Here is a 26,528-nt window from a genome sequence, read left to right on the forward strand (position 1 = left end):
GATTATTCCAATCGCAGCTAACCCTTTGGGTAATAGATATTAAGGACATTTTAAAGATTATGTTCTTGTTTTGGGTACATCCGACAAAAAAAGCTTTATCGAAATATAGCAACTATGGAAATATCTAAAATACAGTTGATTACAATTGTGTCTTGTTTCTTGATTCTGGTAGCCCTGTGAAGCGGGGCGGTCTTGCGTCTTTAACCAGACAATAGTAAAAAGAAATAGTTTTAATGTTTGATAATTTAAATTATCCAAAGTTTGAAATCTTGATTTTTCTGATATTAAAGGTATTTATCGAAAGACAGAGGAGAATTCATTTCTCTATATCCATCTCGAAAATGTATCTCCCTTATTAACGATCTAAATTTTTAAGATTCCCCAGATGATCATTAAAGTCCATCATCACTTTAGCGGGATAAATGGTATTATTAAGCCAAAAACCCATATCATATTTGGTAAAATAAGTAGGATACTCGCCCTGATGTATTTCCTGTACCACCGTAAATGAATTTGCAATGGATTTGGCCTTAGCAAGATAAATCTCCTTGCCGGTCTCATTATAGGCCTCCCAATAAGTGTCGATCATTATACCGGCACTTCTTGAAACCGGCATCCACCATTCATATTGTTCCTGAACACAGGGGGTTATCCAGTTTTTTGACTGGTATCCCAATTTGGAGGAATTTTGTTCCATTAGCTCAATTTCAATATCCATTGGTTGTTCCCAGATAACAAACTGATCTTCTGCAAATCGCACTAGTTCTTCTGCCAGGGAAATATTTGTATGGTTCTTAAAAAGATAAATGGCCAATTCACAGGCTTGTTCCCTACTTTGATTTTGATATGGCTTGCTAGCTTTAACATCCTCGAACTGACCTTGCCAATTAAAGGTATTTACGGGATTTGCCATGACCCATTTAAGAGCCTCTTGAGTAGCGCCATTTAAATCTTTTACGTCGTAATCCTGGCTTAGCCGGTTAAAATATTTAATCATGGATGTTGGTATGGCAATATTCGGGGCAGTAGGTTTACCCGTTTTTTTATTAACATACAAATACCAACTTCCATTTTCCAATTGCGTTTTCTTAAAGGTATGAGCAATTTTAATGGCAGCTTCAAAATATTTATCTTCTTTAGTATAATCATAAAGGTCCAAATAGGCATTCCCGGCATCCGCAGCATAAGGAATCATGGTATTGTCATAGTTCATATGATTCTCCGAACTTTTATTGAATTGAGCATCATATCCTTCATAGCCATGATAGGTAGGGGGAAAATATTCAAGAGGACTACCTTCCGGATTACTAATTTTAATTAAATGGTCAGCCACAATAACAGCTAATTCTCTAGCCTTTTCGGCCTCCGCCGTGTTGGGTTTTAATCTGGCATAGGTTACAGCTCCCACAATAAGAGCCCCAAACATTTTAGTTGGATATCTATAATACAGGTAATTTGGATCAGGTTTTTGATGGGTAATCCAATACTCAACATACTCTTTTTCCATAAGTTTTTCTAAAGCTTTCTCGGCACTTTTATCATATGGCAATACAGGTTTGTGATAAACTCCCGCAAATGGCGCCGCATGATAATATCTTCCAGACCCAGCTAAACCAAGATTATTCCCGCCAGGAGTAAAGCCTTTTACCTTAATATTAAAAAAACCCACGGGGATTGATGTCCAGATTGGACTGAGCGTAGCATGTGGCGTGGCATTTTTAAAAGAATACTTTTTGGAATTTACTTCCGATTCCAATTCATACAGGTAATAGCCCGCACCTTCAATTTTGTCAAAATTGAAAGAAGGAGCATATATAAATCTTTTGGCATATCCATTCCAAAAAGGAGACTTTCCGGGTGTTCCTGGATGAACAGGTATTGTAGATTCTTTTAGGGCAATTTCCTGTAAAGAGACTTCCTCCCTATTAGGAAGAGAATTACAGGACATAATAAAGACACATATAATCAGCAATAAAAAGACAAGTAATTTATTGTTAATCATCCAATGCATATTTTTAAATGAATATTTACAGTTAACTGAAGCCATTTCGACGATATTAGTGCACTTCTTAGAAATATGCATTATCGAGATAATTCTTTTAATACTGGATGTTTATTAACATAATCAAATCAATTACTTAAAGCTAAAATATTAACCTTATCCAGAAACTTGACAATCATTTTCAAATTTAAGGGGAAGCGGAGGTTTTAATATCTACTAAGCAATTGAATCATTATACTTTTTTGATAAAACTGTAATTATAAGGAAAATAACATTCCTTTAATTTGATGAAAATGACAAATTCAAAAAATATCAAAATAAAAATTTTAAAACCAATTTTGTACCTTCCCTTAGATCTTTAGATCATCCACAATTATGACAATGAAAGCCTGCTTACATAAATTACCTCTGGATCAGGGAAGTTCTTTTCTTTTTAATAAATGGAATTGCAACTTTTTTGATAAACCATGGCATTTTCATGAAGAGTATGAACTGGTATTAATTGATAAAAGTTCGGGAACGCAACTTATTGGTGACAAAGTGAAACTTTTCAATGATGGGGACCTTTTTCTAATTGGCCCCAATATCCCACATATGTTTAAAAATTTTGAGGAGTATTATCTGGAAGATAATGAGAAAGATGCCACTTCGGTGTTTCTTCATTTTACCGAAGATTTTCTAGGGGAGAATTTCATTAATCTTCCGGAAATGACCAGTGTCCAAAAATTGTGTAGGAAAGCTGCTTTCGCACTGGAAATCCATGGGGACACTAAGACCAGGATTGTTCGACTGTTAAAAAAAATGGAAAATCAATCCCCTTCCAGAAGAATGCTCAGCCTGCTAACAATTTTAATAGATCTTTCCGAAAGTGAGGAAATTGAGGCTTTACTTACCACAACATTTAATCTCAATACCAAGGACAACAAGGATACGTCCCGCATCAATCAGATCCTGGAATTTATCATGAAAAACTATCAGCACAAAATATATATATCTGAAGCAGCATCATTAGTCAACATGAGTGATGCGGCTTTTTCGCGGTATTTTAAAAAACATACTCAGGTCACCTTTTCTCAATATGTAACAGAGATTAGAATCAGTCAGGCCTGTCAGTTGATTATTCAGGGAGAAGAGAATATTACACAAGTAGGATTTTTATGTGGTTTTGACAACCTTTCCAATTTTTACAGACATTTTAAAAAAGTGACTGGATATATCCCGAAAGATTATCAGAAAAAGTTTCAACTGGTTTCTTCTACAGTTTAAAATTATTTGCGGGAAGTCCCCGTACGCCAGGTATTGAAATTTTAAAAACCGAACCGGCCAGTGGTTCTTCCAATCTTTTTTTTCCTCCGAGGCCTATGCGGGCTGAAGTAATATAAAGATCAGATAGATTGTCCCCGCCAAAAACACAGGATGTCACCTGGGAAACAGGAAGATCAATCTTTCCTATGCAGATACCTGTTGCCGGATCCCATCGCGAGACTGCACCTCCACCCCATAAGGCAATCCATAATTTACCCTGTATATCAATGGTCATTCCATCAGGTTTTCCCCAGGCTTTTGGAATATGAGCAATTACCCGGGGATTACCTATTGATGCTGAACCTTCCGAATAATCATAAGCTTTTACCTGTTGTTGATACGTATCGATATGATAAAATGTTGATTTATCCCGACTCCAACACATACCATTTGAAACTCCCAGCCCATCTAATGCCACGGTAGCTTTAAACTTAGAATCTACCTTCATTAGCACACCTTGATTTTTCAACCCCAGTTCGCTCATACTACCAATCCATAATCGACCATTTGGATCTATCTGGCCATCGTTAAAACGAATCCCTCTTTCAGATAACAGTGTAGTTTTAGACCTAAGACTATCGATATGAAAATCATTTAAAATTGCGATTTTCCGCTTGAATGCGATAAGGATTTGACCTGTAGAACAACGGGCAATGGCACAAACCACTCTTTTAAAATTAAGGACTTCATGCTTTCGGTTTTTTATATAAAATCTATGAAGCTGGCCGGAAGTAATATCAATCCAGTATAAACAATGTGCGTATGAGTCCCATACGGGAGACTCTCCCAATAAACAAGAAGCCTCTACCAAAGTATTTTTTAAAATTTTAATCATAGCTCTATGAAAATTCCGGAAAACCGAATTTGGTGCTACTGAATTTTAAATATGTCCGTGCTGTGCGATCGAACAAATTTTTCATCAACCTGTATACCAAGCCCATTTCCCAATGGAAGAACAGCATTCCCTTTGTAAACTTTTAAAGGCTCCTGAAGAATTTTATTTGCCGTGTAAAATAATTCCAACTGATGTTCCTGAATCATAGGATTTATCATTTGGGATGCCATGTGCCAAGAAGCCGCTACCCCGATAGAAGTACACACACCTATATGAAAAGTAATATCCATATTATATTGTTTAGCCAAGGAAATAATTCGATGCCCCCCTGTAATACCGCATCTTACAATATCAGGTTGTGCAATGCCCATTCCCTTTTCCTGCATCCAGGGTTCAAACTGCCGTACCGTTCTTAATGGTTCCCCTATCGCCACTGGTGTCCTAATAGATTTGACCAGTTCCGAATGTCCTTTAATATCTTCAGGTTCTAATGGTGATTCAAACCACATCAATTGCATACGGTCAAAAGCTTCGCCAAGTTCTAAAGCTTCCTGATTGGAATAACGGCATATAGCGTCAAAAGCTAATCCGGCATTTTCACAAAGTACTTTTTGTAACTGCTCACATTCATCAATTACCGAGGCAACGGAAACTCCTTTAAAAATTTTGATTCCCCGAAATCCCTGTTCAAGAATGTCCTGGGCAAGATCAAGACGTTCTTCAAGAGTTTTACGGCGTAAACCAGAAACATATAAAGGGAATTGCTGTAAACAATTTCTTCTAAATAATTCACCTACGGGAAGACCTTCAGCTTTACCTTTGAGATCCCATAGGGCGATATCTATAGCTGCCATGGCATCAATAGTGTATGAAGTGGTATGGCCCCGTACGAAATTTAGGTGGTACAATTTATCATAAACTGCTCCCGGATCTCGGGGATCCATACCCAGAATTGCAGGGCCAAAAAGTTTATGAATGAGCGATGCAGGAACTTCTGGAACTATAGGTGCCTGACCCTCCCCCCAACCTATCAACCCGGTATCGGTAGTGATCTTTATTAAACAGGATTCAGTCAGCCGACTATAGGCATGTCGCCATTGAGGTTCAAGATAATAATCGGTTCCGCTTATACGATTGGGGGTACCCCTGTGGCCTCCAACCTGGTAATGATGATCGTATTTATAAACAAAAACTTCTACCGATTGGATTTTCATAACAAGTATTAAATAATAGAACCACTAAAAATGACAAATAAGGTTAGTAGGAGAACAACATACAATCCCCACCAGAAAAAAACAGTTTTATACCATTTTTTGGCTACAACTGCTTTTAAGTTTAATTTTTTAAAATTCAGAACCAAATCGGCCTGAATCTTTTCGCTTGGAGGCGGTGCCGATAACAAACTGAAAATAACACAGACAATCGCACTAAACCCCCAGGTGAAAATGGCCTGCATTTCATAAGCAGTTAACCATTCAAATGGAATCTCTACAAAACCTAAAATAAGTCTTACCGCGAAGCCAGAAAAAACGGCAACGGTAGCTCCAAAAGCATTAATACGTTTCCAGAGAATTCCTAATAAGAAAATAGCAGAAAAAGGAGGGGCAAAATATGTGAATAATGTTTGAATATATACAAACAGACTTACTCCCTCTAAAAACTGAATGACCAGTGCCAGTCCAATCGATATTAATAAAATTATAACAGATGAGATCACTCCTACCCTCACCAGTCTAGATTCTGATGATTTAGGATAAAACACTCGTTTGTATATATCCAGTGTAAAAATCGTAGCCGTTGAATTAAGAACTGAGTTAACGGTTGACTGTATAGCTCCAAAAAGTGCAGCCAGGAGAAGACCACGTAACCCGATTGGCACCAACTGCTGAATAAGTCGAATATAACCCTGATCGGCATTTGGTTTTACCATTTCCCAGTCCATAAGCATATCTCCTGGATATTGAGCAAATAATATGAGCCCTGGCAATACCACAATAACAGGCATTAGAACTTTTAAATAACCCGCAAATACAATTCCCATACGTGCGTGATAAATATTTTTCGCACCAAGTACCCGCTGGATCATGAATTGATTCAGCACGTTGTACCAAATACTCACTGAAAGAAATCCTACAATCATAAAAGGCCAAGGATGAGTAGGATGGTCAATTGGTTGAAAAATAGAGAGTCGATTATAAGAATTGTGATTTGGTAATAAATGTTCTTGTTGTGTAGCCACAGCTTCTTTCCACAAACCAAAATCTGCTTTGTTTCTTTCGATCATTACCTGGAAACCCTCTATAATCGAACCTCCGTCGGCTAACATTTTCAAACCTAGAACAGTAACAATAATACCTCCGGCAATCATAACAATAACCGTAAAGAAATCGGTCCAAACTACAGATCTAAACCCGCCATAAATCGCCCATGATCCCGCGACAACTGCCAATATTATAATGGAAAAAGATAGTCCCCAACCAAATAATTCATGCAATGCCAATCCCCCGCCATACAGGACCGCAGCTAGAAAAGCAGTGATATTGCAAAGAATGGTCACAAAGGCAAAAAATTGACGAAGTGTATTATTAAAACGCTTTTCCAAAAATTCCGGTATGGTAAAGGCTCCGGAAGCAAGCAGAAAAGGAATAAAAAACCAAATTAATAAACTAAAGGTCCAGATGTTTCGCCATTCACTAGTTGCTACCACAATACCATAGGTAAATGCAGCTCCTACCATTCCAATAAAATGTTCCGAAGAAATATTGGAAGCAATGAATGAACCACCTACTGCATACCATGGTAAAGATTTTCCCGCAAGGAAATAATCTTCTGAATTGGTGCTCTTATGTCTTCCAACCCATAAACCTATGACGGTCAATACAACAAAATATAATCCAAAAATGATATAATCTAACCATTCCAGCCCAGCTTCTGCTGAACTTTGTATTCCCGGTATACTACTTAACAAGATATGGTTCATGAATTATACTTTTAATCCTGCGCCCTTAGCTACAGCGAATAATTGATTTACGAACCAATCATTAAAAAAAGCCGGTTTAGGACCTCTGATAGTGGCATGGGCTATTACACCTTTGGCTTTAAGAATTTCCTTCCAAAGACAATGGTTCGCTACATCTTTTTCATAAGCTGTTAAGCGTGAGAAACCTGAAAAATAAGACACTGCTTCCTGATAGTGATCATCTGCAAGTAAATCCCAGGTATTCCGGAAAATTTCCGGCATGTAACAAGCTGGCATGGTACCGCAACACCCGGCCTGATATTCCTCAGGCAGAAAAACACCGCTATTTCCACCAAAAACTCCATCTAATCCCGAATCAGGATGAGCTAGTAATTCTCTACCTTTGTGGATAATATTACCGGATTCCAGTTTTATATATTTTAAATTGTCAAGATTATGAGAAAGTTTTGCCAGAAAATCAACGGGCAGGGATATATCAGATAATTGATGATCTTGAAGAATAATGGGAATCTCCAGGGCTGAGTTGAGCATTCCAAAATAAGTTTCCACCTCTGAAAGTCCGGCTCTCCATCTACCAAAGAAGGGGGGCATGCACATAACGGCATCGGCACCCTTGGAGGCCGCATATCTAGACATGTTAACAGCACAATAAGCTGATGGATGATTAACAGTTACGATCACCGGTATTCTTTTCTTAACTTTCTCAATAACAAAAGCTAATAATTCCATTTTTTCATCGTCAGATAGTAAATGACCTTCCGAGGCATTCGCAAGCGTTACCAAACCATGGGCTCCCTGGTCAATACAATAATTGATCAGTTTTTCCTGACTTTTATAATCAATGCTTTCATCTTTATTAAAACAGGTGGCCAGAATGGGATAAATACCGTGAAAGTAGGGTTGGGATCTCATAATGTGATTGTATTTTTTAACTAAATAATTTTATAAGTGAAACTAATGACGAGGCAATCAAAAAAACAGTAACCGTTTTTTTGAAAACCCCATTGGATAATTGCCGAAATGACCAGAGGCCAAATGCATATCCTATTATGGAAGGCAGTAGGACTTTTAATAATAAGCTCCAGGTATCATTGGAGAAATCTTGTTGCCAGCTCATGAGTATTACTCCCATGCCCATGATAACAAAGAGGTATGCCAGCATCGTCGCTCTAGTGGCAATTTTATCTTTTAATGTAGCATTAAGGTGTAATGCTACCAGTGGTCCATTAATACCGGTTGAGGGCGTGAGCACCCCACTTAAAAAGCCACTAAACCAGACCATTCGGCGATGAGCAAACAGACTCTGGGTTTTTGATAACGATAATAATGAGGCTATCAGAATTACAACCAGAGTTGCTTTTTTTAAAATTACTGAGTCTACCCATTCAATAATAAATAATCCCAGAATTAGTCCTACAAAAGCGGTCAATGCCAGTCGAATTAAAATACCCCGATCAATCATTTTTAAATTTTTCCCTGATAGCATTGCAATAACCGCAGTTGTTAGGGACATAGATAAATTTAAAAATACGAGTGTCGTAAAATTCATATTGTTAACCAATAACAATGTGGTGGCAACAGCAAAACCAAATCCAATTACACCCTGAACCCAGCCGGCTATAAAAAACACCAAACAAATAAGAATGATTTCAGACATGCTATCTATGGTGTCATTTTCGAGGTAAGTGAAAGACCACCGTCCATTAATATGGTGGAACCGGTAATACTGGTATTGTTCAGGTCACTCAATTGCCAGATTTGCCGAACGACCTCCTCCAGCGGAATCAAACGATGAACCGGAATGGCCTCAAGATGTCGCTGACGCAATTGCCCATCCTTTTCCTGATTAGCTTGAGATAGCCCGCCTGAAACTATTCCAGGAGCGACCTCATTGACTAAAATGTTGTATTCGGCCAATTCTAATGCTAAAGTCCTAGAGAGCATACGAACTGCAGCCTTGGATATACAATAAGCTCCAATTCTTACAGTGGGGCGTTCAGCTGTCCAACTACCAATGAAAGTGATTCTTCCTGGTAATTGCATCTTCTTTAGAAGTCGAGATGCATGTACTGAAACATAATATGCCCCCCAAAAATTAACTGCTATTTGCTTTTCAATATCTGTAGCCTGCAATTCATCACTAGTTAATGCTCCTGCAACAACAATTCCCGCGTTTGGTATAATAATTTGCGGCACGCCCCACCGATTTTGTACGACTTTCAACCAGTTAGAAACAGCTTCTTCACTAGTAACATCCACCTGTTGATAAAAGACCTGGTGACATCCCTGCTGTTGTAATTGTTGTAATTTTGGTTCAGCCTGATCTGGAGATATTTGATCGGCAATTGCTATCCGGCACCCTTTTTTCCCAAAGTATGCAGATGTTGCAAAACCAATATCCCCCAATCCTCCAGTGATTAAAACTATAATGTTTTTCATTTACCGCTTAATCTGCTAAGTTTGGATTAATATTTACTTCACCTTGTGGGATTGGCCAATAGTTATCAATTCCTTCACGGAAATTTTTTGTGGTTACATACCACCTGCTGAAAGGATCTTCCGGAGCACTGGCATCTTTTTTACGAATTTCTGTTTCCGCATCAGGATAAGGATGTCCATAAAAATCACCTACTAATTCTTCAGATCCAACACCCCATCTTAATATATCCCAATACCTTAATCCCTCTAAAGCTAATTCAACTCTACGTTCATTCCTTAAAATAGGACGGAGTAAAGAAGAATTTGTTTCGGTAACTGGGGGCATATTAACTGAAGATCTGCCCCGCACTTGGTTAATTGTTTGATCTAATAAGCCTTGATCAATAGCATCTCCTGCTTCAAGTTTTGCTTCTAAATAACTAAGAAGAACTTCAGCATATCTAATCACAGGAATATCTGCGCCGTTAGCTCCATAATAATCTCCAGTAATCGATTCATCCATATACTTTCTAATACTATATCCAGTCTTAGAATTCAATCTCATTATTCTATCTGGTGAATTGGAATCTGGATGAGAAATGTATTGTATACCATCCCTAATTGTAGAGCCATTATAATAAATGGAATAGCTCAATCTCGGATCTCTGTTTTCACCAATATCCTCTGGATTATATCTTGGATCATTATATGAAAATTCTGTTCCATCAGTAAATTGATAGGATTCCACAAGATCTCCAAGTGGATTGATAAAACTATATCCGCCAATAACACGTGGACCATTATATTGCATGAATCCATTGGCTAGTAATTGAGGGATAAATTGGATGCTAAAAATATTCTCAGCGCTATTTTCATTAGATTCTATAAAAAGGGATTGATAATCAGGATCTATGATGTTGTCACCAAAATCAATAATTGTCTTGTATGTATTTGCAGCATCAGCAAAATAACCTTCTGCAAGTTGAATACGACCAAGAAAAGCTAAGGCTGCCTGTTTACTCGCCCTTCCTCTTTCACTATTAGGAATATCCTTAAATTGTGGTAAATCTTGGATTGCCACAGTAAGTTCATCAATAACAAAATCCACAAGTTCCTGATGTGATGCTTTGGAGACATTATTAGCTTCTTCTTGGGTAAGAGTTTTAGTCACTAAAGGAACAGATCCAAAATACTGAGAAAAATAAAAATATTGAGAGGCCCTAATAAATCTAGCCTCCGCGATAAAGCGGTTTAGATTTTCAGATTCTAATGGTGCCTTGTCAACATTTTCCAAAAAATTATTAGTTCTAGCGACACGCCTGTATCCATTATCCCAATAATTGGATAAGATCCCGATTCCACCCGCTGTAAGAGTCCCATTAGATAATCTATTCCATCCAAGATTTTCCCCCTGACCATGGTAAGCATTATCGCTAGCTAATTCAAGATACAATAATCCATTTCCAGACCACCAGTCATTGGCACCTCCACCCCATGCATTAGCAACAATGTTTCCCCTATAAACAGCTGACAAAGCTAATTCTACATTTTCTTTACTATTCCAAAAAGTGGCATTATCAAACTCATCTAAAGGAGATTTTTCTAATTGGTCTTCACAAGCAATAAATGATGATGCAAGTGAGATATATAAAAGAAATGATATTAATCTATATGTTTTCATAATATTTTTGTTTTAAAATGAGAGATTAAGGCCTAAGGTGTAGGTAGTATAAATAGGATAAAATTCACCATCAGTGCTTATTTCAGGATCCCATCCTTGTCTGTAATTACTAAAAGTACCTAAGTTCTCACCACTAATGTAAATTTTTAAATTAGCTATCCCTGTACTTTGTAAGAAGTCCTCAGGTAGGTTGTAACCTAATTGAGCATTTTTTATTCTCATGTATGAGGCGTCAAGTAACCAATAAGAGGATAATATTGTATTAGGAGTTCCACCTCCAGGTACAGTTTCTAAACGAGGATAAACTGCGTCTCTATTTGGATTTTCGGCAGTCCAGTGACCTTCGTATTGCCAACGCTGGATATTTCCCGTAGTGTTATAAAAAGCCCAGCCAGCATATCCAGAAAGCCTCCCTTTTACACCCGCAAAACCCTGTAGCAGCATACTAAAGTCAAAACCTTTGTAGCTGGCTCCTAAATTAATTCCATAGGAGTATTTCGGAATTCTACTGCCTAAATAGGTCCTGTCGTATGTATCATCTACTTTTCCATCTGGCACTCCTTCCGGACCACTTAAATCTTTATATCTTACATCGCCGGCTTGTACATTCGGGTTTATTTCAGATTGATCTGCATAAGTGTCCACATCGTTTTGATCTACGAACAAACCTTCGGCAATGTATCCATAATAAGTTTGGATGGGATAACCTACAAATAAAGAACTACCATTTCCAACAAGTCCATTTGGTTGCTCAACATTCCCAACTCCAAGACTAAGTACTTTATTATTGACAATGCTGTAATTAGCCCCAATATTATATGAGAAATCCCCAAGATTATTATTATGATTTAACGTGAATTCCCATCCTGTATTTTCTAATTCTCCGGTATTTTGTTCAGATATTCCAAAGCCTAAAACTCCTGATACGCTGGAGGCAGGACTATACAAAATATCATAAGTATATCTATCGTAATATGCAGCAGAAAAATTTAATCGATTTTTAAAAAGACCTACTTCTAATCCTAAATCTTGAGTCCGTGTTGATTCCCATTTTAAATCACTGTCTTTTATCGTACTAATAGCAACTCCTTGTGAAATTGTTCCTCCAAAGGAATAAGCGTAAGATGTAGAGGAATTAAGAGTATTTTGATAAGCATAATCTGAAATGTTCTGGTTTCCTAATACCCCCCAAGAGGCTTTTAATTTAAGTTCATTAATCCAGGCAAAATTATCTTCAATAAACTTTTCTTCACCTATTCTCCAACCCACGGCTACCGATGGGAATATGGCATATTTATTTGATGTGGGAAACCTTGAAGAACCATCTCTTCTAATTACTCCTTCAATAAGATATTTACTTGCGAAATTATATTTTAATCTTGCAAATTGAGATTCCAGGGTAGTTTCAGAACCCGATCCACTAGCTCTCTGGTTGTCAGGACTACCAACGTCCAAAACGGACAAGTCATTGCCAGGAAAATTATCTCTAAATGCGTAGAGATTTTCGCGGTCATAATCCTCAAATGAATATCCTAGTAGAAGCCCAATCTCATGTTTATTGAATTTTTTATTGTAATCTGCAAGACCCTGAATTGTGTAATATGAGTTTTGATTAAAATATTCACTTAGTTCATTTGGGCCTAATAATATATTTTCATTTATACGCTGGGTCGATCGAAATCTTTTTGCCCTTCTATAATCCCTAATGTAAGAGGTGATAAACGACATTTTTAGATTCGGTATTATAGAATAGTCCAATCTTAAATTCCCGTTTAGATTCAAAGAATTTTCTGTATTGAACGAATCACTATCTAAATTAGAAATGGGGGTTCCACTTCCAGCCAGCCCTTGACCATAATCACCATTTTCGTATTTACCCACGAATGTTCCAGGCAATCTGGCAGCTTGTTGAATTATTTGCATCATATACCCATTAAATCCTCTTACTCCTGCGGGGGAAAGAGGCTCATTAAGGTCGGAATTAATCGCCGATAACCGAGTCGTCAAGTTCAGTTTATCACTAATTTTTGTATCCAAATTTAGTCGGATATTGTACCTTGAAAAATCATTATCTATTACCAACCCGTCTTGATGTAAATACCCGAGAGATAATATATAGGTATTGCGATCCGTACCACCACTTATTCCTATCCGATGACTATTTTGAATCCCATCTCTAGATAATACAGATCTTAAAAAATCAGTATTTGGGTATTCAGGATCATTTTGCGCACGATATAGATCAACAATATTTTGTTGATCCTGTGTGAGGACAGAAGAATTATTTTCGGCTTCAAAATAGGCTTCCTGATACTCCCAGGAATTAACATAATCGGGAAAGGCAGTAGGTGTTTCAATCCCTAAATACCCTTCATATGTAATTTTCGGTTTTCCGGAAGTCCCAGATTTAGTAGTAATAAGTATAACACCATTTGCAGCCCGGGAACCATAAATAGCTGCAGAAGAAGCATCCTTTAATACGGAGATCGTTTTTACGGTACTAGGGTTGACATCATTAAAGTTATCTACGGGTATACCATCAACAAGAATCAAAGCTTGCGGACTAGCTCCAAATGACCCTACACCTCTTATGCTAATACTTCCGCTTGGTCGTCCAGGACGACTAGTGTTGTCGGTTACTGTCACCCCTGCCATTTGACCAGTAAGAGCCGTTCTAAGTTGCGCTATGGGGCGATCTTCAATATCCTCACTTGAAATTTGTGCAACCGAACCAATTAGTTCTTTTCTATTTTGGGTACCATACCCTACAATGAGTATTTCATCCAGCCCTTCAGAACTTTGCTTTAAAGTGATATTAAAAGTAGTTTGTAAATCTACCGCTATTTCTTGCGGTTGATAGCCCAGAAAAGAAAATACCAAGACAGCATCCTTAGGTTCAGAAACACTTAAGGAAAACTCACCATCAAAATTGGTGGCCGTTCCCATTGCTGTTCCCTTAACCATTACAGAAACCCCGGGTAAAGGTATTCCCTGATCATCGATAACTGTACCAGTTACAACCTGTTGGGTCTGAGACCAAACCTGACAGGAAAATATGTAGACCAGAACTAAAAAACATGTACGTAAATCATTTTTCATAATAAATGTTTTTGTAAAAAGGATTAGTGTAGAGTAAACCTTGATTTGTACACGTTCAGGAAGAAGTTTTATTTCATTTCAGATAATTTCTTTTTAAGAGTTTTTAACTTTTCAAATATAACAAAAAAAAACAATTCAAATAAAAAACTAACGTAAATAATCCTTAATTAATTAAGAATTATTCATTTATTAAATGTTTTTACAGGATTATTAAATTCAATTTTAACAAAAAGCAATCGAAACAAGAATTTAAATAATAAGTAAAATATTAATAATAAAGGCTTGTCTTAGAATACTAGACAATAGTAATCTTGATCCCAAAATTTTCTAGTTCGCTTTTACTGAAATTGGAGATCTGATTATCGGTAATTATTTCATCAATATTGTCAAAGCCACAAATTCTCCCAAACCCTCTTTTTCCAAATTTTGAGGAATCAACTAATACAATAGTTTTTTGAGATACCTTTATCATTTCACGATTAAGACGAGCTTCTGCTACATTTGCGGTAGTCAGGCCAAATTCCAGATCTATACCATCTACACCCATAAAAAGTTTCGTACAGGAAAAATCTTTTAAATTTTCTTCTGCAAACATTCCGGTAACTGAGGAGGATCTTTTCCTAAGGATTCCCGCTAACTGAATAACTTCAATTTCACGATGTTGATTAAGTTCAATTGCTACATTTAAAGCACTTGTAATAACTGTTAGATTCTCAAGAGGGCTAATATTTTTTGCAAGTGCAAGCACTGTGGTTCCTGATGCCATTAATACAGAATCATGAACCGTAATAAGCTTAGAAGCAGCAATACCAATCCGCATCTTTTCGTCAAGGTAAAGCTTCTCCTTTTCGTTTAAATGTCGATCTATAGCATAAGGATTAGAAAGTGTGGCACCTCCATGCATACGGTACAGCATTCCCTTTTCTTCTAAAAATTTTAAATCTTTGCGAATGGTCACAGATGAAACATCAAGTTCCTCACAGAGCATTTGGCTTTTAACCTGTCCTTTATGATTAATTTTGTGAATAATTTTCTGGTGACGCTCTACAGTATTCATGAAGTTTAGAAAAATTAATTAAATAATCTTAAAGCTTACTCAACAAGTACCGATGCTTTAAAGGGAGCCGCTGGTAAGCCATAGGTATTCTTCAATCCAGTTTCGACACAATCCCCATAACCGTAGCTTAGAAATCTTGGTTGTAGACCATCAATAGACAAAAGCACATTTCCATCATCACTTATTCGAGCCTTAGCAGTTTTGAATTTTTTTCCATCATCACTTAGATAAAATCCTTTCAGGTTCTTTTGCCGAATGAATCCCGATGCTGCATAATTAAAATAGACTTTGACTTCACCAGTTTTTTTTTGCAAAACGGCTTTTTTGAAAATTGGACTTTGATATGGTATGAGTATTTGATAAGTATCCGCAAGAGCCCAATATGCCAGACGATCTCCCACCACCTTCTTTTGAGACGGATGAACATCCTGGCAATCACCCACATCCATAGTAACCACCATACCAGTCCCAGAAACACTTAGATATGTTTGTAACTGCGCTTCCCGTACACGAGCCGCATCCCCGCCAGGAACAGGATTTAATGCATCATAGGAAAAAGGAGCAATCTGAACAAAATAAAATGGCAATTTTGAATCATGCCATTGCAATCGCCAGGAATCAATTAACTCCACGAATAATTCCTTATAATTGGTAGTTTCTCTATCAGACTCACCCTGATACCATAGAAATCCTTTAATCGCATAATCCTGTAGGGGCGAAATCATTCCATTATATAAAGATGTGGGCGTGGTGCGTTTATCTTTACCCGAATCCCCCAAAACTTTAGGAATAATTAATTCGGAGAATTTTGTAGCCGAATCCTCCCCAAGCCATGCCTGAACTTTGGATCCGCCCCAGCTTGAAGTTATAATACCTATAGGCACATCCAGCTTGTCACGAAGTTGATCCGCAAAAAAATAAGCTACTGCACTAAACTCCATGGCATTTTCTGGACTGGATATTTTCCACTCGCCACTCATATCAGATGCTGGACGCAAAGTTGGGTTTCTATTGACTCTAAAGAATCGTATTTCATGATGGTCTGCATTTGATAGAGCATCAAGTGCCCCGTCAATTGGAGTATTACGATAACCCTTCAAGGGAATATTCATGTTGGATTGCCCAGCAGCAAGCCAAACCTCTCCAAGTAAAATATTATGAATTGTATCTAGATTACTTCCCTGAATATATATATTGTAAGGTCCGCCAGCTTCCTTAGTTGGAAGCATTACACGCCATTCACCCTTCTCGTTAGTTTTTGTTGCTACCTTATATTCCCAAGAAGTCGTTATTTGGATTTTCTGCCCTGGTTTATCTAAACCCCATATGGGAACCGTATCATTCTGTTGTAAAACCATATTATCTGAAAAGAATTGGGGTAATTGCTGAGAATGTCCCATTAATCCTAAAAAAAATAAGACATAAAAGAAATTTTTATTCATTTTTTAATATTAAATAATACATACTAAGGTTTCATATTATTCTTAAATATTTCACTTTTTTTGTTAAAATAAAAAAATAAAAACAATAATATAATGTTTTAAAACTTTTTTTAGTTTCTCTTAGGGATAACATTTAAAGGCAAACTAATATGGAGAATTTAAGCGCTAATAATTATCGCAAGCTGTTTACCTTACTATGCTCAAAACTCTATTAAGACTACTTATAGACCAAAAAGCTGTCTTGTTCAGGTAGTAAACTGTTCAGAAGGTATCTCGATACATCTTGCTAGGAAATAGTATTACCGCACGAGCTCACTGGAATGAACTATTACAGTTGACTATAGCAATAAACAGGGGGATTTCTGGCGATCCACTTTTGGAATCTTGAAAAGACTTGATGAAGTAACCGAAGGACAACCCTCAAAAATATTCCTTTTAATTGGTATTAATGATATTCAAAAAGCTTTCCCGATACTTTACCCAATGTAATATTTATAGCTAATGAGTGAATCAACAGAAAACGAACTTTAGAATACCTTACCGGGGCTTTTTAGATTAATTCTCTTACGGCACAAGGTTCGTAGGAGACAATATTAATAATTTGAGCCGGGAGAGATTGTATTATTAGGAGAAAACCTGCCACATATGTGGTTAAATGATACAGATTATTACAGGGAAGAAACTAAGCTGAAGCAGTAGCCGTACATTTTAAGCTCGATTTTCTGGATGATGATTTGTTCAATACTCCTGATTTTTTTCAAAGCAATACTTCTGCTACATCGCTCCAGGCAGGATCTTTTATTTTCTGAATTAGACAGAAAAACAACAAAACAAATAAAAGGAATTCTTTCCACTAGCGGTATCCAAAGGGTCATCAACCTAATAAAATCTTGCAATCCCTGGCAGAAAGCGAAAAGTTTAAATATCTAGCGAGTGAAGGTTTTGCCAATTCTTTTGACCAGGCAGATTCAAATAATTTGAAAAAGGTTTATGAATATATATTCAACCAGAAACTATCTGGAAAAAGGAGAATCAGTATTACTTACCGGAACCACAGGCTGCGGAAAGAGCTTCTTCACCCCGGCTTTAGGTCATCAGACCCGTAGCCAGGGAAATAAGGTGCTATACCCAGAAGTTACTGATGAAGCCCAAAAATACTCGAATTGATGGAAGCTTCTTAAAATTCTTTGATAAATTGGCAAAGGCCAACATATCCTTTTTACCAAAATCCTTGAATAGGGAATCAACATCACCCGAATATCTATTGATAAGAAGATAGATTAAATCTTGTTTTGTTTTTTATAAAACATTTAATTTTTAGTTTCTTTCTGATATTTTAATACATAAGAATTTGTACCATCACTTCCATCTAATGCAACCCCACTTGGACAATAAAGGTATTCAGGTTCATTATTAGCATCCAATAACAACTGAGGTCTTTCAAACTTTACTTTTTTACCACCATAACGTACATTAGCTCCTTTTGGGAAACTCCCTTTAAGATAAAAATCTTGATAATTATGGAATCCAGATAAAGGTTTTGCATTAAATTTAACTCCGTCTTTTGATACCCAAAGCAAACCACCCCCTTTTTCAAGAATTCCATGATTATCAGTGGTCATTAAGCAAATTTGGTTTTTCCATAAAAAGGCATAACCATCTTCTATTCTCACTTCATTAGTAGTAATTGGATTTGGCTGAATAATATACGGTCCCACTAATTTTTCTGAAATAGCAAGCCCCATACTTACTTTTGCTCCCGTCCCTTTAGCCCCTGCCATTGCTTTAAAATATAAAAGATATTTTCCGTTAGGATGTTTTATTAAACTAGGGTTATTTACCCCCACACCACTACCAGAACACCAAATAGCATTGTCGTTTGGGGGGCTTAACAAAGGTTCGTTTTTATTTGGAATTTCTTTCCAAGGGCCATTTAGGCTATTACTTATAAGCATTCCTATTTTTTGGCTAGGCCCATGGTTTTTTGCTCCATCGTTAGCAATATATACCAAAACATATTTATCATCAATTTTTCTAAATATTAGGATTGTGAAATCCTGCAGCATTCCAAAAACCATCTCCTTTTCCCTTTCCCACTACTTCTACGAACTGAAAAGGACCTTCAGGTTTTTTGGCTACATAATGTGCTATTTCGCTATTATATCGCCAAGCGGTTTTAAAAGGAGTTTCAGAAGACCATCTGGCAGAAAAAAGATGTACATTTCCTTCTTTGTCTCTTATTGGCGAGCTTCCCCAAACATCATAACCCGGTTCGTTTACGGCTTCTCCAACAAATTTCCAATGATCTGACATGGCAGTAGGAGTTTGAAACTGTTTTTGAGAGCCTTCACTTTTCTTGCTTTTTGCCACTTGACAAGAAATAAAAAAAGGTATTACAATTACTAAAAATGTTATACTAATATATTTCATTAATGTAAATTTTTAAGATTGTTGTAAATTCTATGTACTTAATTTATTGTAAAACACATGGTATAACTTATGTAGTTTAACACCTTTGTTATCAATAATTAAACATTAAAACTTCTCCTTTTTCAGTTTCTATTTCTTTTACAATGTCTTGATAATGCAGCTTTAAAGTGTTTCCTAATTTAGATTTAATGATTAACGTTTTTAACTTACCTAATTCCCATTCCATATCAATTTCAAAACCTTTTTTAGCAACAATTCCTTTAATGCTTCCAGAAGCCCATGCGGTTGGTAATGCGGGTAATATATGAACCTCATCATTATGACTTTGCATTAACATTTCTGTAATTCCAGACACCACCCCAAAATTACCATCAATTTGAAAAGGCGGATGCACATCTAAAAGATTGGGCAACGTTGATTTTTTTTGCAAGGCTAAAATATTTTTATAAGCTTTTTCTCCTTCTAACAAACGAGCATAAAAGTTAATAATCCAGGCTCTGCTCCACCCAGTATGTCCACCACCATGGGACAATCTCCCTTTAAGTGTTTTTTTAGCAGCTTCAAACAATTCGGGTGTTTTTGATTTTGAAATTTGATTAGATGGATGTAAAGCGTATAAATGTGAAATATGTCTATGTCCTGGTTCAGCTTCTTTAAGCTCTTCTACCCACTCTAACAATCTTCCATCTCTACCAATTTTAAGCGGAGGCATTTGTTCTATTTTATTTTTTAAAAGATTACTAAAATCTTTGTCAATCCCTAGGATATCTGCTGCCTTAATGCAATTACGAAATAATTCAAAAATAATTTCACGATCCATGGTTGGTCCCATATTTAAGGTAGCTTTTTCACCATCTTTGGTTAAAAAGTTGTTTTCTGGGGATACAGATGGTCCTGTAACTAAAAGTCCTGTTTTAGGATCTTTAACCATAAAATCAACAAAAAATAAGGCAGCTTCTCTCATAATAGGATAAGCTTGATTTTGTAGATATTCTCTATTCTCTGTATATTCATAATGGGTAAATAAATGCTGACAAGCCCAAGCAGCTCCCATAGGCCACATCCCGTATCTTGCTTTTCCAAAAGGGGCGGTAGAATGCCAAGCATCACTGGTATGATGTGCTACAAAACCCCTTGCATTATATATTTTTTTAGCAGTTATACGCCCCATTTCTCTTAAATTACCTATATATTCTAAAAAGGGCTCATGGCATTCGGCAAGATTTGTCATTTCTGCCATCCAATAATTCATTTGAATGTTGATATTGATATGGTAATCGGAATTCCAGGGTGGGGTAAATCCATTTGCCCAAATTCCTTGTAAATTCGCTGGTAAATTACCGGGTCTAGAACTGCTAATTAATAAATAACGTCCAAATTGATATTGCAACTGTGTTAAGTAATTGTCTGTAGCTCCTTGCTCTACTTTTTTTAACCTAACATCCATTGGTAATTCTTCGCCTGTTTTGTCAGATATTTTAAAATCAACTCTGTTAAATAGAGATTGGTAATCTGAAATGTGTCTATTCAAAAGTTTTTCATAAGAAACACCTTTTAATTTATTTAATGTAGCATCACATTCTTTTTCAGGATCTAAACCTCTATAATTGCTCGTGGCAACCACTTTAATTAATACTTCATCTGCATTGGCAATTATTAATTTATCGTCTTCAACTTTTGATACACCTCCTTTATTTTCAAAATAAACAATCGCATGAAATTTAACACCATGACCATCACCAACATGTTCTGAAAATTCAATACGATTTTCTGACACCAAAATTTTAGTCTGTGCGCTACGTTTTATCCACGATGAGATATTAATTTTCCCTTGTTGATTAGCAGAGTATTTATAAAACATTGCTTTGTCTGGAAAACTAGAAAAATATTCTCTTTTAAAATCAGTATCATTACTTTTAAATGTTGTGGTTACTAATGATTTTTGAATATCTAATTCACGCCTGTAATCGCTTACCGAATCTAAACCTGGAGTTTCAACAAATAAGTTAGCCAACATTTGATAGGTGCTTTTTCCAGTGGGCAATCTATTTGTTAAAATCCTTTTTTGAACCATTTCTTCAGCAGCCATATATTTACCATCAAATAACATTTTTTGAATGGTATCAATATACTTTCCTGCATCTGTTTTATCTCGATTGTAATCTTTACCCCCGGTCCAAATTGTTTCTTCATTTAAACAGAAAATTTCCTTTTTTGGTGTACCATAAATCATAGCTCCTAAATTTCCATTTCCTATAGGAAGTCCTTGATTCCATTCATCTGTAGGTTGTTCAAACCATATTTTTAAGGGTGTTTTTTCCTGAGACTGACTCATTAATGTACCACAACATAAACTAACAAAAAAGACTAAAATTTTTTTCATGTATCAATATTTGATTACAAATAATAATTGTCCAAATACACATCGATTAAAGCCAACTAAAATCTCAATTACATTCTATAAATGTTGTATATGAATCAATTTAAGCTCAAAATGTATTATTAAAGAAAGATTATTTTTATACCATAAAACCCTACATTCAATGCTTTAAGCTTTTATCAATCAGTATTTTGCAATGGCATAAAAATAGTATAAGAATCATTCCCTCTTTTTATTGCAAGACATAGAACAGCGGGATTATTATTTTCTAAATAAACAAAAGGACGTTCCATACGATTTGGAAGTAGGAAAGAACCATCCTCAAGTAGTATCCTCTTACTAGTTATCTTATAGTTTTTTGCTTTTTCCCAATTCACCCCATCAATAGACATCATTAATCCTATGTAAGAATGTGCATGAAAAACAGCATAAAATTTATTTTGTTTTGTATCATACCACATAGAAACATCTTCTGTATCCAAATTACCTATAACAGGATTAGGCTGTATTGTAAAAGGCCCTGTTGGAGAATTAGATACAGCAATTGCTTGATTTCTTATGAATTTTTTTTCATTGGGTTTATCTCCTTTAACTATTAGATAGTATTTACCATCTTTTCCCTGACTAATTGCTGGGTTTACTGCTATGGTTTCAATAGGACCAGAAGGCTCTATCAATGCTTTATCCATTCTTTTCCAAGGCCCATTAATGGATTTAGAAACTGCTACTCCTGTTCTTTGATTTTTACGAAGTATTCCTCTTTTTTTGTTCTTTAATGACGCCGTGCTTAAGCTTATTAAATCTCGGTGTGTATATTCTTCACCTCCTAAATTTGTAGCAATGTAATACAAGTAGTAATTACCATTAAAATATTTAATTTTAGGGTTATGAGCTGTAATTTCATCCCAATTTCCATTATCCTTGCCTTTTAAAATAGTTTCTTTATATTTCCATGGCCCGGTGGGAGTCTCTGAAACAGCATGAGCAATTTCAGAAAAGGTTAACCATGCATTAAAAGTGTATTCTCTTTTCCATCTTGAATAAAACAAATGATATTTACCTTTTTTATCTTTAATAACGGAGCCACCCCAATTGTAATATAGAGTATCACGAAAAACACCTTCTTTTTTTAAAGGTTTGATCATTTTACCAATATTTAGAGTGTCTTTTATTTGTTGTGATTCAACATGTAAAGGATAACTCAACAATAATATGAACAATATTTTTGTAAGAATTTTAAAAGTTTGTTTGTTCATTTTAGTCATTTTTTTTCTGACTAAAAAGCCAATCAATCAATCCTGGGTTTTTCCATGCTAACTCATACGATTTATGTCCTACACCTTTATAAATTGTTAATCGAGCTTGGTGTTTTTTAAATCTATTCAACGCTTTAACCATCTCCATTGAGCCAGATAATGGCACCGTTGTATCTTTATCTCCATGAAAAGCCCAAATAGGAAGGTTTTTAATATTCTGAGCCATAGATGGATCTCCTGCACCACAAACGGGAACGGCTGCTGCAATCATTTTGTGGTAACGTGTAATAAAATTCCAAGTACCATATCCTCCCATTGAAACTCCTATTACATAAACACGATCTTTATCTACTGAGTTTTCTAAAATTACCTTGTCTAAAATCTCTTTTGCTAATTTCATAGGAGTACTAAGTGGAATTTCCTTCATATTGTAAGATCCGTTTTTCCAAGGCACATTTACCCATTGTTCGTTGCTAGGACATTGTGGCATCAAAATAATACACGGATGTTCTCGTTGTACTTCTTTATCTATCCATCCTGCCACCCAAGGGCATAATTGTTTTAGATTGTCATTTCCTCTGGAGCCCGCTCCATGAAGTGAAAGAACCAGTGGATATTTTTTATTAGGATTGTAATCTGCTGGCAAAAAAAGTCTGTAAGACATGGTATTCCCTTTGTCATCGGAATATTTATAAGCTGTTGTGTTTTTTACATAAAACTCTCTATCGTGTTGTGCGATGCTGTTGCCCTCCGAAAAGCCATCAACATATGATATTTGACCCAATACAAATTGTGTGAATAGACAAAAAAATAGTAGTGTAAAATATTTCATTTTTATTTTATTTTTCTAGCTATTTTTTTCGCCAATACTTTGTATCCTTTTTCGGTAAGGTGCACACCATCCCTTGTATATTTAAAACTCTTGTTCATCAATTTATTTACATCTATCAATTCTACATCCTGCTCTTGGGCTATTTCTTTAATAGCGGGAATCACCCATTTATGTAACTGCTCTATACGTTCTTTTGTTTTTGGGTCTCTGTTTTTAGGATGCTCGTAAATAGGTAGCGGAGTTAACACGTATATTTCTGCATTTTTATTCTTGTTTTTGTAGGTATTTATCAATTTAACGTACTGACTTTTAAACTCTTCTTTTGGAGTTCCTGTAAATTCTGTTTTTCTATTTTTATCTAAACACCACTTTACATTTGCATCGTTTGTTCCAAACATTATCAAAGCAATATCTGGAGTAAATTTTAATGATTTTTTATATTGCTCTGTCTTAAAATATGGATAGGTTGTTCCCTGAAGCAATGTCGCACCTCCTTTTCCAAAATTTTTTACCTGATATTTATCCCCTATTCTTTCTTGTAAAAACTTAGGATATTTAGCTTGTGTATTGCTATCTCCAATACAAGATACTTGTTTTATATTTTTGTTTATGGTCGGCTTTTTTTTCAGATATCCCAATTTTTCTAAATACACATCTGTTTGATAGGTTGTTAAATTAAAGTATTTGTTTCCTGTTCCTTTTCTAAAAAAATCACCATTAAAAAAACCATGACCAGCATTTTCTACAGCTATTAATTCACATTCGTTCCCAGCTTTTTTCATTAAATTGGTAAAGCGTTCCGCATTTTCAAAAGGTACCGTTTCGTCTTTAGTTCCATGAAACAATAATACGGGAGGCATATTCTTTTTTATTTGATGACAGGGAGATATTTCTGTTTCTCTACCAGCAACTTTTCCATATCCATATCCTTCTTTAGTAGTATCTAAAACAGGATTATACGCTACCACAGCATTAGGAACAGAACTAATGGATAGATTTTCATTAGGGTTGTCTAACCCCTCTATTAACGCTGTTGTTATTGCAATATGTCCTCCGGCAGAGCCTCCACTAGCAACAATTTTAGTAGGATCAATATTTAATTCTTTTGCATGTTCACGAACCCAACGAATGGCAGATTTTGCATCTTCAACAGCATCAAAAGGCGTAGTTCCGTGTGTGTTTTTTATTCTATATTCTGCAGATATGGCCAGCATTCCTCTAGAGGCAAAATACTTGCTTTGCTGATAAAATTGTTTTGGATTTCCAGAAACCCATCCACCTCCAAAAAAGAACACAATAGCCGCAGTTGGTTTTGTAGTCTTTTGGGGGTTAAAAATATGAAGTGATAAACTGTCTCCTTGAATTTCTTTATAAACAACTTTTTTGTCTGGAACAATGTTTTGAGCTATTAGATTTAGGGCTGTAAAAATTACAAGTATTAAGCTTAAGATTGCTTTTTGTGATTTCATTATTTCATTACATTAAATACTCTTTTATCTGTTTTAAATATGCTAATTATATCTATTATACTAAAAAGAGTATATTTTATTAACTAAATTTTTAAGGGAGTATTTATGTAAAAGAGTTGTATTAATAGAATTATTACATTTAGAATACTTCTATTTTTGATTATTAAATATAAATGTTTCATAAGAATTTAAACTACTCAAAACTAATTTTAAATACATGAGAACTACTACCATAACCAGGTTTCACTTGAACACCTGTAGCCAAATATAAATAAGCTGGTTTGTCATCAATAAAAAGTATTTGTGCACGTTCTAGATGTCCGTCTTTTTTACCTCTATATGAAATAGCATCTTTTAAATACTCTTCTCCAACATAATGTTGTAAATCTTCATAAGCACGTACAGTCTTTTCAGCAGGAAATGAAAAACCATCCTCAGATTTCCATAACAAACCACCACCTCTATTTCCTAGAGCACCTCTAAAATCACGGCTTAACATATAAACAGAATCATTCATAGTAAATGCAAATGCATCTTCAAGAGGCATTTTAGGATCGGTTACTCTTGTAGGGGTATGTATATATGGCCCTTCTACATTATCAGCAACTACGACCCCGTATACATAAACATATCCTTTAGTCTCTTTTTTAACCACAGATTTATGATATAGAAAATATTTACCATTATATTTTATTAAGGATGGGTTAGAAACTCCAAGCTTGGCAGTATAATTCCAAGTATTAGGATCCTGAGTTTTACGTAAAATGGTACCATCTGGCTCTGCTCCTTTAGCAGGTCTCCAAGTATCGTTAAGATCGTCAGCAACATACATTACTATACGTTGTGTTTTTAAATCGTTATCCTCATTTACAATAAAACAAAGTTGATACTGACCCTCTATATTACTAATAGTTGGATTATGTGGAGAATTGAATAGACCATCCTTATCTGGTACTGCTACACCTACATATTCAAAAGGCCCTTCAGGATTGTCACTTACATAATGCCCTATTTCACAATCTTTAAACCAACCACTAAAATCAGATTGTGTTTTGGTTGGCCATTGAGCTGCAAACAAATGTGTTTTTCCGTTTTTACCTTGTACCGGGGAAGATCCCCAAACATGCATTCCTTCTTGTTGAGCTGCATCTCCAATGTATTCGAATGTCATTTTATCAGTACTGACTTTAGCTACTTCATTGGCATCATTATTTTTTGTTTTTTTAACCTTGTTATTACAAGCTAAACAAATAAGTACAAGTGCAAATAGTGATATTTGATTAAATTTCATTTTGATTTGATTTTTTGTAATATATTTATCCAAGAAGCAGTTTGTAATTTT

At 35.7% G+C, this 26,528-nt stretch carries 20 protein-coding genes; 2 read left to right on the plus strand and 18 right to left on the minus strand.

The genetic code is table 11. The features are described 5' to 3' along the window. Positions 1 to 355: 355 nt before the first annotated feature. Positions 356 to 2,002 (minus strand): hypothetical protein, encoded by a 1,647-nt coding sequence (locus tag DHD80_RS06995; protein WP_251740442.1) that lies wholly within the window; start codon positions 2,000 to 2,002, stop codon positions 356 to 358. A gap of 381 nt (positions 2,003 to 2,383) precedes the next feature. Between DHD80_RS06995 and DHD80_RS07000 the strand changes: the two genes are divergently transcribed. Next, the gene (locus DHD80_RS07000; RefSeq protein WP_251740443.1) at positions 2,384 to 3,268 is read left to right on the plus strand and encodes an AraC family transcriptional regulator; all 885 of its coding nucleotides are present in this window, start codon (positions 2,384 to 2,386) and stop codon (positions 3,266 to 3,268) included. Here the strand turns inward: DHD80_RS07000 and DHD80_RS07005 are convergent. The 10 genes from DHD80_RS07005 to DHD80_RS07050 all read right to left on the minus strand — a co-directional run bounded on the left by DHD80_RS07005 (position 3,258) and on the right by DHD80_RS07050 (position 16,819). Then, positions 3,258 to 4,142 carry an SMP-30/gluconolactonase/LRE family protein gene (locus tag DHD80_RS07005; protein ID WP_251740444.1) on the minus strand — a complete coding sequence of 295 codons (885 nt, stop codon included), beginning with the start codon at positions 4,140 to 4,142 and terminating at the stop codon, positions 3,258 to 3,260. The two genes, DHD80_RS07000 and DHD80_RS07005, sit on opposite strands and share 11 nt — an antisense overlap. Before the next feature lie 35 nt (positions 4,143 to 4,177). Beyond that, the gene (locus DHD80_RS07010) at positions 4,178 to 5,356 is read right to left on the minus strand and encodes a mandelate racemase/muconate lactonizing enzyme family protein (protein ID WP_251740445.1); all 1,179 of its coding nucleotides are present in this window, start codon (positions 5,354 to 5,356) and stop codon (positions 4,178 to 4,180) included. An 8-nt stretch (positions 5,357 to 5,364) separates the two neighbouring features. After that, positions 5,365 to 7,122, minus strand: coding sequence for a sodium/solute symporter (locus DHD80_RS07015; protein ID WP_251740446.1), 1,758 nt, complete (start codon positions 7,120 to 7,122; stop codon positions 5,365 to 5,367). 3 nt (positions 7,123 to 7,125) lie between these two features. After that, on the minus strand, positions 7,126 to 8,034 hold the full coding sequence (locus DHD80_RS07020) for a dihydrodipicolinate synthase family protein (protein WP_251740447.1): 909 nt from the start codon (positions 8,032 to 8,034) through the stop codon (positions 7,126 to 7,128). A 16-nt stretch (positions 8,035 to 8,050) separates the two neighbouring features. Next, the gene (locus DHD80_RS07025) at positions 8,051 to 8,779 is read right to left on the minus strand and encodes a sulfite exporter TauE/SafE family protein (RefSeq protein ID WP_251740448.1); all 729 of its coding nucleotides are present in this window, start codon (positions 8,777 to 8,779) and stop codon (positions 8,051 to 8,053) included. A gap of 5 nt (positions 8,780 to 8,784) precedes the next feature. Then, positions 8,785 to 9,561, minus strand: a complete 777-nt coding sequence (locus DHD80_RS07030; RefSeq protein WP_251740449.1) for an SDR family oxidoreductase — start codon at positions 9,559 to 9,561, stop codon at positions 8,785 to 8,787. A gap of 7 nt (positions 9,562 to 9,568) precedes the next feature. Beyond that, positions 9,569 to 11,221: a RagB/SusD family nutrient uptake outer membrane protein gene (locus DHD80_RS07035; protein ID WP_251740450.1), complete on the minus strand. Its 1,653-nt coding sequence runs from the start codon at positions 11,219 to 11,221 to the stop codon at positions 9,569 to 9,571. 12 nt (positions 11,222 to 11,233) lie between these two features. After that, positions 11,234 to 14,320 carry a TonB-dependent receptor gene (locus DHD80_RS07040; protein ID WP_251740451.1) on the minus strand — a complete coding sequence of 1,029 codons (3,087 nt, stop codon included), beginning with the start codon at positions 14,318 to 14,320 and terminating at the stop codon, positions 11,234 to 11,236. A gap of 295 nt (positions 14,321 to 14,615) precedes the next feature. Next, entirely contained in the window at positions 14,616 to 15,377 is a 762-nt protein-coding gene (locus tag DHD80_RS07045; protein WP_251740452.1) for a DeoR/GlpR family DNA-binding transcription regulator, read from the minus strand. A gap of 35 nt (positions 15,378 to 15,412) precedes the next feature. After that, positions 15,413 to 16,819 carry a sialate O-acetylesterase gene (locus tag DHD80_RS07050; RefSeq protein ID WP_251740453.1) on the minus strand — a complete coding sequence of 469 codons (1,407 nt, stop codon included), beginning with the start codon at positions 16,817 to 16,819 and terminating at the stop codon, positions 15,413 to 15,415. Positions 16,820 to 17,809: 990 nt separating this feature from the next. Here DHD80_RS07050 and DHD80_RS07055 point away from each other — a divergent pair. After that, the gene (locus DHD80_RS07055; RefSeq protein WP_251740454.1) at positions 17,810 to 17,986 is read left to right on the plus strand and encodes an ATP-binding protein; all 177 of its coding nucleotides are present in this window, start codon (positions 17,810 to 17,812) and stop codon (positions 17,984 to 17,986) included. A 143-nt stretch (positions 17,987 to 18,129) separates the two neighbouring features. Here DHD80_RS07055 and DHD80_RS07060 read toward each other — a convergent pair whose 3' ends face one another. The 7 genes from DHD80_RS07060 to DHD80_RS07090 form a co-directional block, all read right to left on the minus strand. Further along, a complete protein-coding gene (locus DHD80_RS07060) occupies positions 18,130 to 18,885 on the minus strand; it encodes a glycoside hydrolase family protein (protein WP_251740455.1) in 756 nt (251 codons plus the stop codon). Continuing rightward, positions 18,854 to 19,249, minus strand: a complete 396-nt coding sequence (locus DHD80_RS07065; protein WP_251740456.1) for a hypothetical protein — start codon at positions 19,247 to 19,249, stop codon at positions 18,854 to 18,856. The genes DHD80_RS07060 and DHD80_RS07065 overlap by 32 nt, the downstream gene beginning before the upstream one ends. Before the next feature lie 91 nt (positions 19,250 to 19,340). Then, entirely contained in the window at positions 19,341 to 21,632 is a 2,292-nt protein-coding gene (locus DHD80_RS07070; RefSeq protein ID WP_251740457.1) for a glycoside hydrolase family 95 protein, read from the minus strand. Between the two features lie 176 nt (positions 21,633 to 21,808). After that, positions 21,809 to 22,885: a glycoside hydrolase family protein gene (locus tag DHD80_RS07075; RefSeq protein ID WP_251740458.1), complete on the minus strand. Its 1,077-nt coding sequence runs from the start codon at positions 22,883 to 22,885 to the stop codon at positions 21,809 to 21,811. 1 nt (position 22,886) lies between these two features. Continuing rightward, positions 22,887 to 23,717, minus strand: a complete 831-nt coding sequence (locus DHD80_RS07080) for a prolyl oligopeptidase family serine peptidase (protein WP_251740459.1) — start codon at positions 23,715 to 23,717, stop codon at positions 22,887 to 22,889. 2 nt (positions 23,718 to 23,719) lie between these two features. Beyond that, positions 23,720 to 25,186 carry a GDSL-type esterase/lipase family protein gene (locus DHD80_RS07085; protein WP_251740460.1) on the minus strand — a complete coding sequence of 489 codons (1,467 nt, stop codon included), beginning with the start codon at positions 25,184 to 25,186 and terminating at the stop codon, positions 23,720 to 23,722. Between the two features lie 193 nt (positions 25,187 to 25,379). After that, complete coding sequence (locus DHD80_RS07090) at positions 25,380 to 26,510, minus strand: glycoside hydrolase family protein (protein ID WP_251740461.1); 1,131 nt, start codon at positions 26,508 to 26,510, stop codon at positions 25,380 to 25,382. Positions 26,511 to 26,528: the final 18 nt, after the last annotated feature.

Origin of the sequence: Gramella sp. AN32 (genome assembly GCF_023718305.1) — a bacterium.
Lineage (GTDB): Bacteria > Bacteroidota > Bacteroidia > Flavobacteriales > Flavobacteriaceae > Christiangramia > Christiangramia antarctica.

Coding starts and splice junctions, on each gene's coding strand:
- DHD80_RS06995 (WP_251740442.1), bottom strand. CDS start 2,002: ATGATTAACAATAAATTACTTGTCTTTTTATTGCTGATTATATGTGTC.
- DHD80_RS07000 (WP_251740443.1), top strand. CDS start 2,384: ATGAAAGCCTGCTTACATAAATTACCTCTGGATCAGGGAAGTTCTTTT.
- DHD80_RS07005 (WP_251740444.1), bottom strand. CDS start 4,142: ATGATTAAAATTTTAAAAAATACTTTGGTAGAGGCTTCTTGTTTATTG.
- DHD80_RS07010 (WP_251740445.1), bottom strand. CDS start 5,356: ATGAAAATCCAATCGGTAGAAGTTTTTGTTTATAAATACGATCATCAT.
- DHD80_RS07015 (WP_251740446.1), bottom strand. CDS start 7,122: ATGAACCATATCTTGTTAAGTAGTATACCGGGAATACAAAGTTCAGCA.
- DHD80_RS07020 (WP_251740447.1), bottom strand. CDS start 8,034: ATGAGATCCCAACCCTACTTTCACGGTATTTATCCCATTCTGGCCACC.
- DHD80_RS07025 (WP_251740448.1), bottom strand. CDS start 8,779: ATGTCTGAAATCATTCTTATTTGTTTGGTGTTTTTTATAGCCGGCTGG.
- DHD80_RS07030 (WP_251740449.1), bottom strand. CDS start 9,561: ATGAAAAACATTATAGTTTTAATCACTGGAGGATTGGGGGATATTGGT.
- DHD80_RS07035 (WP_251740450.1), bottom strand. CDS start 11,221: ATGAAAACATATAGATTAATATCATTTCTTTTATATATCTCACTTGCA.
- DHD80_RS07040 (WP_251740451.1), bottom strand. CDS start 14,320: ATGAAAAATGATTTACGTACATGTTTTTTAGTTCTGGTCTACATATTT.
- DHD80_RS07045 (WP_251740452.1), bottom strand. CDS start 15,377: ATGAATACTGTAGAGCGTCACCAGAAAATTATTCACAAAATTAATCAT.
- DHD80_RS07050 (WP_251740453.1), bottom strand. CDS start 16,819: ATGAATAAAAATTTCTTTTATGTCTTATTTTTTTTAGGATTAATGGGA.
- DHD80_RS07055 (WP_251740454.1), top strand. CDS start 17,810: ATGAATATATATTCAACCAGAAACTATCTGGAAAAAGGAGAATCAGTA.
- DHD80_RS07060 (WP_251740455.1), bottom strand. CDS start 18,885: ATGCTGCAGGATTTCACAATCCTAATATTTAGAAAAATTGATGATAAA.
- DHD80_RS07065 (WP_251740456.1), bottom strand. CDS start 19,249: ATGAAATATATTAGTATAACATTTTTAGTAATTGTAATACCTTTTTTT.
- DHD80_RS07070 (WP_251740457.1), bottom strand. CDS start 21,632: ATGAAAAAAATTTTAGTCTTTTTTGTTAGTTTATGTTGTGGTACATTA.
- DHD80_RS07075 (WP_251740458.1), bottom strand. CDS start 22,885: ATGAACAAACAAACTTTTAAAATTCTTACAAAAATATTGTTCATATTA.
- DHD80_RS07080 (WP_251740459.1), bottom strand. CDS start 23,717: ATGAAATATTTTACACTACTATTTTTTTGTCTATTCACACAATTTGTA.
- DHD80_RS07085 (WP_251740460.1), bottom strand. CDS start 25,186: ATGAAATCACAAAAAGCAATCTTAAGCTTAATACTTGTAATTTTTACA.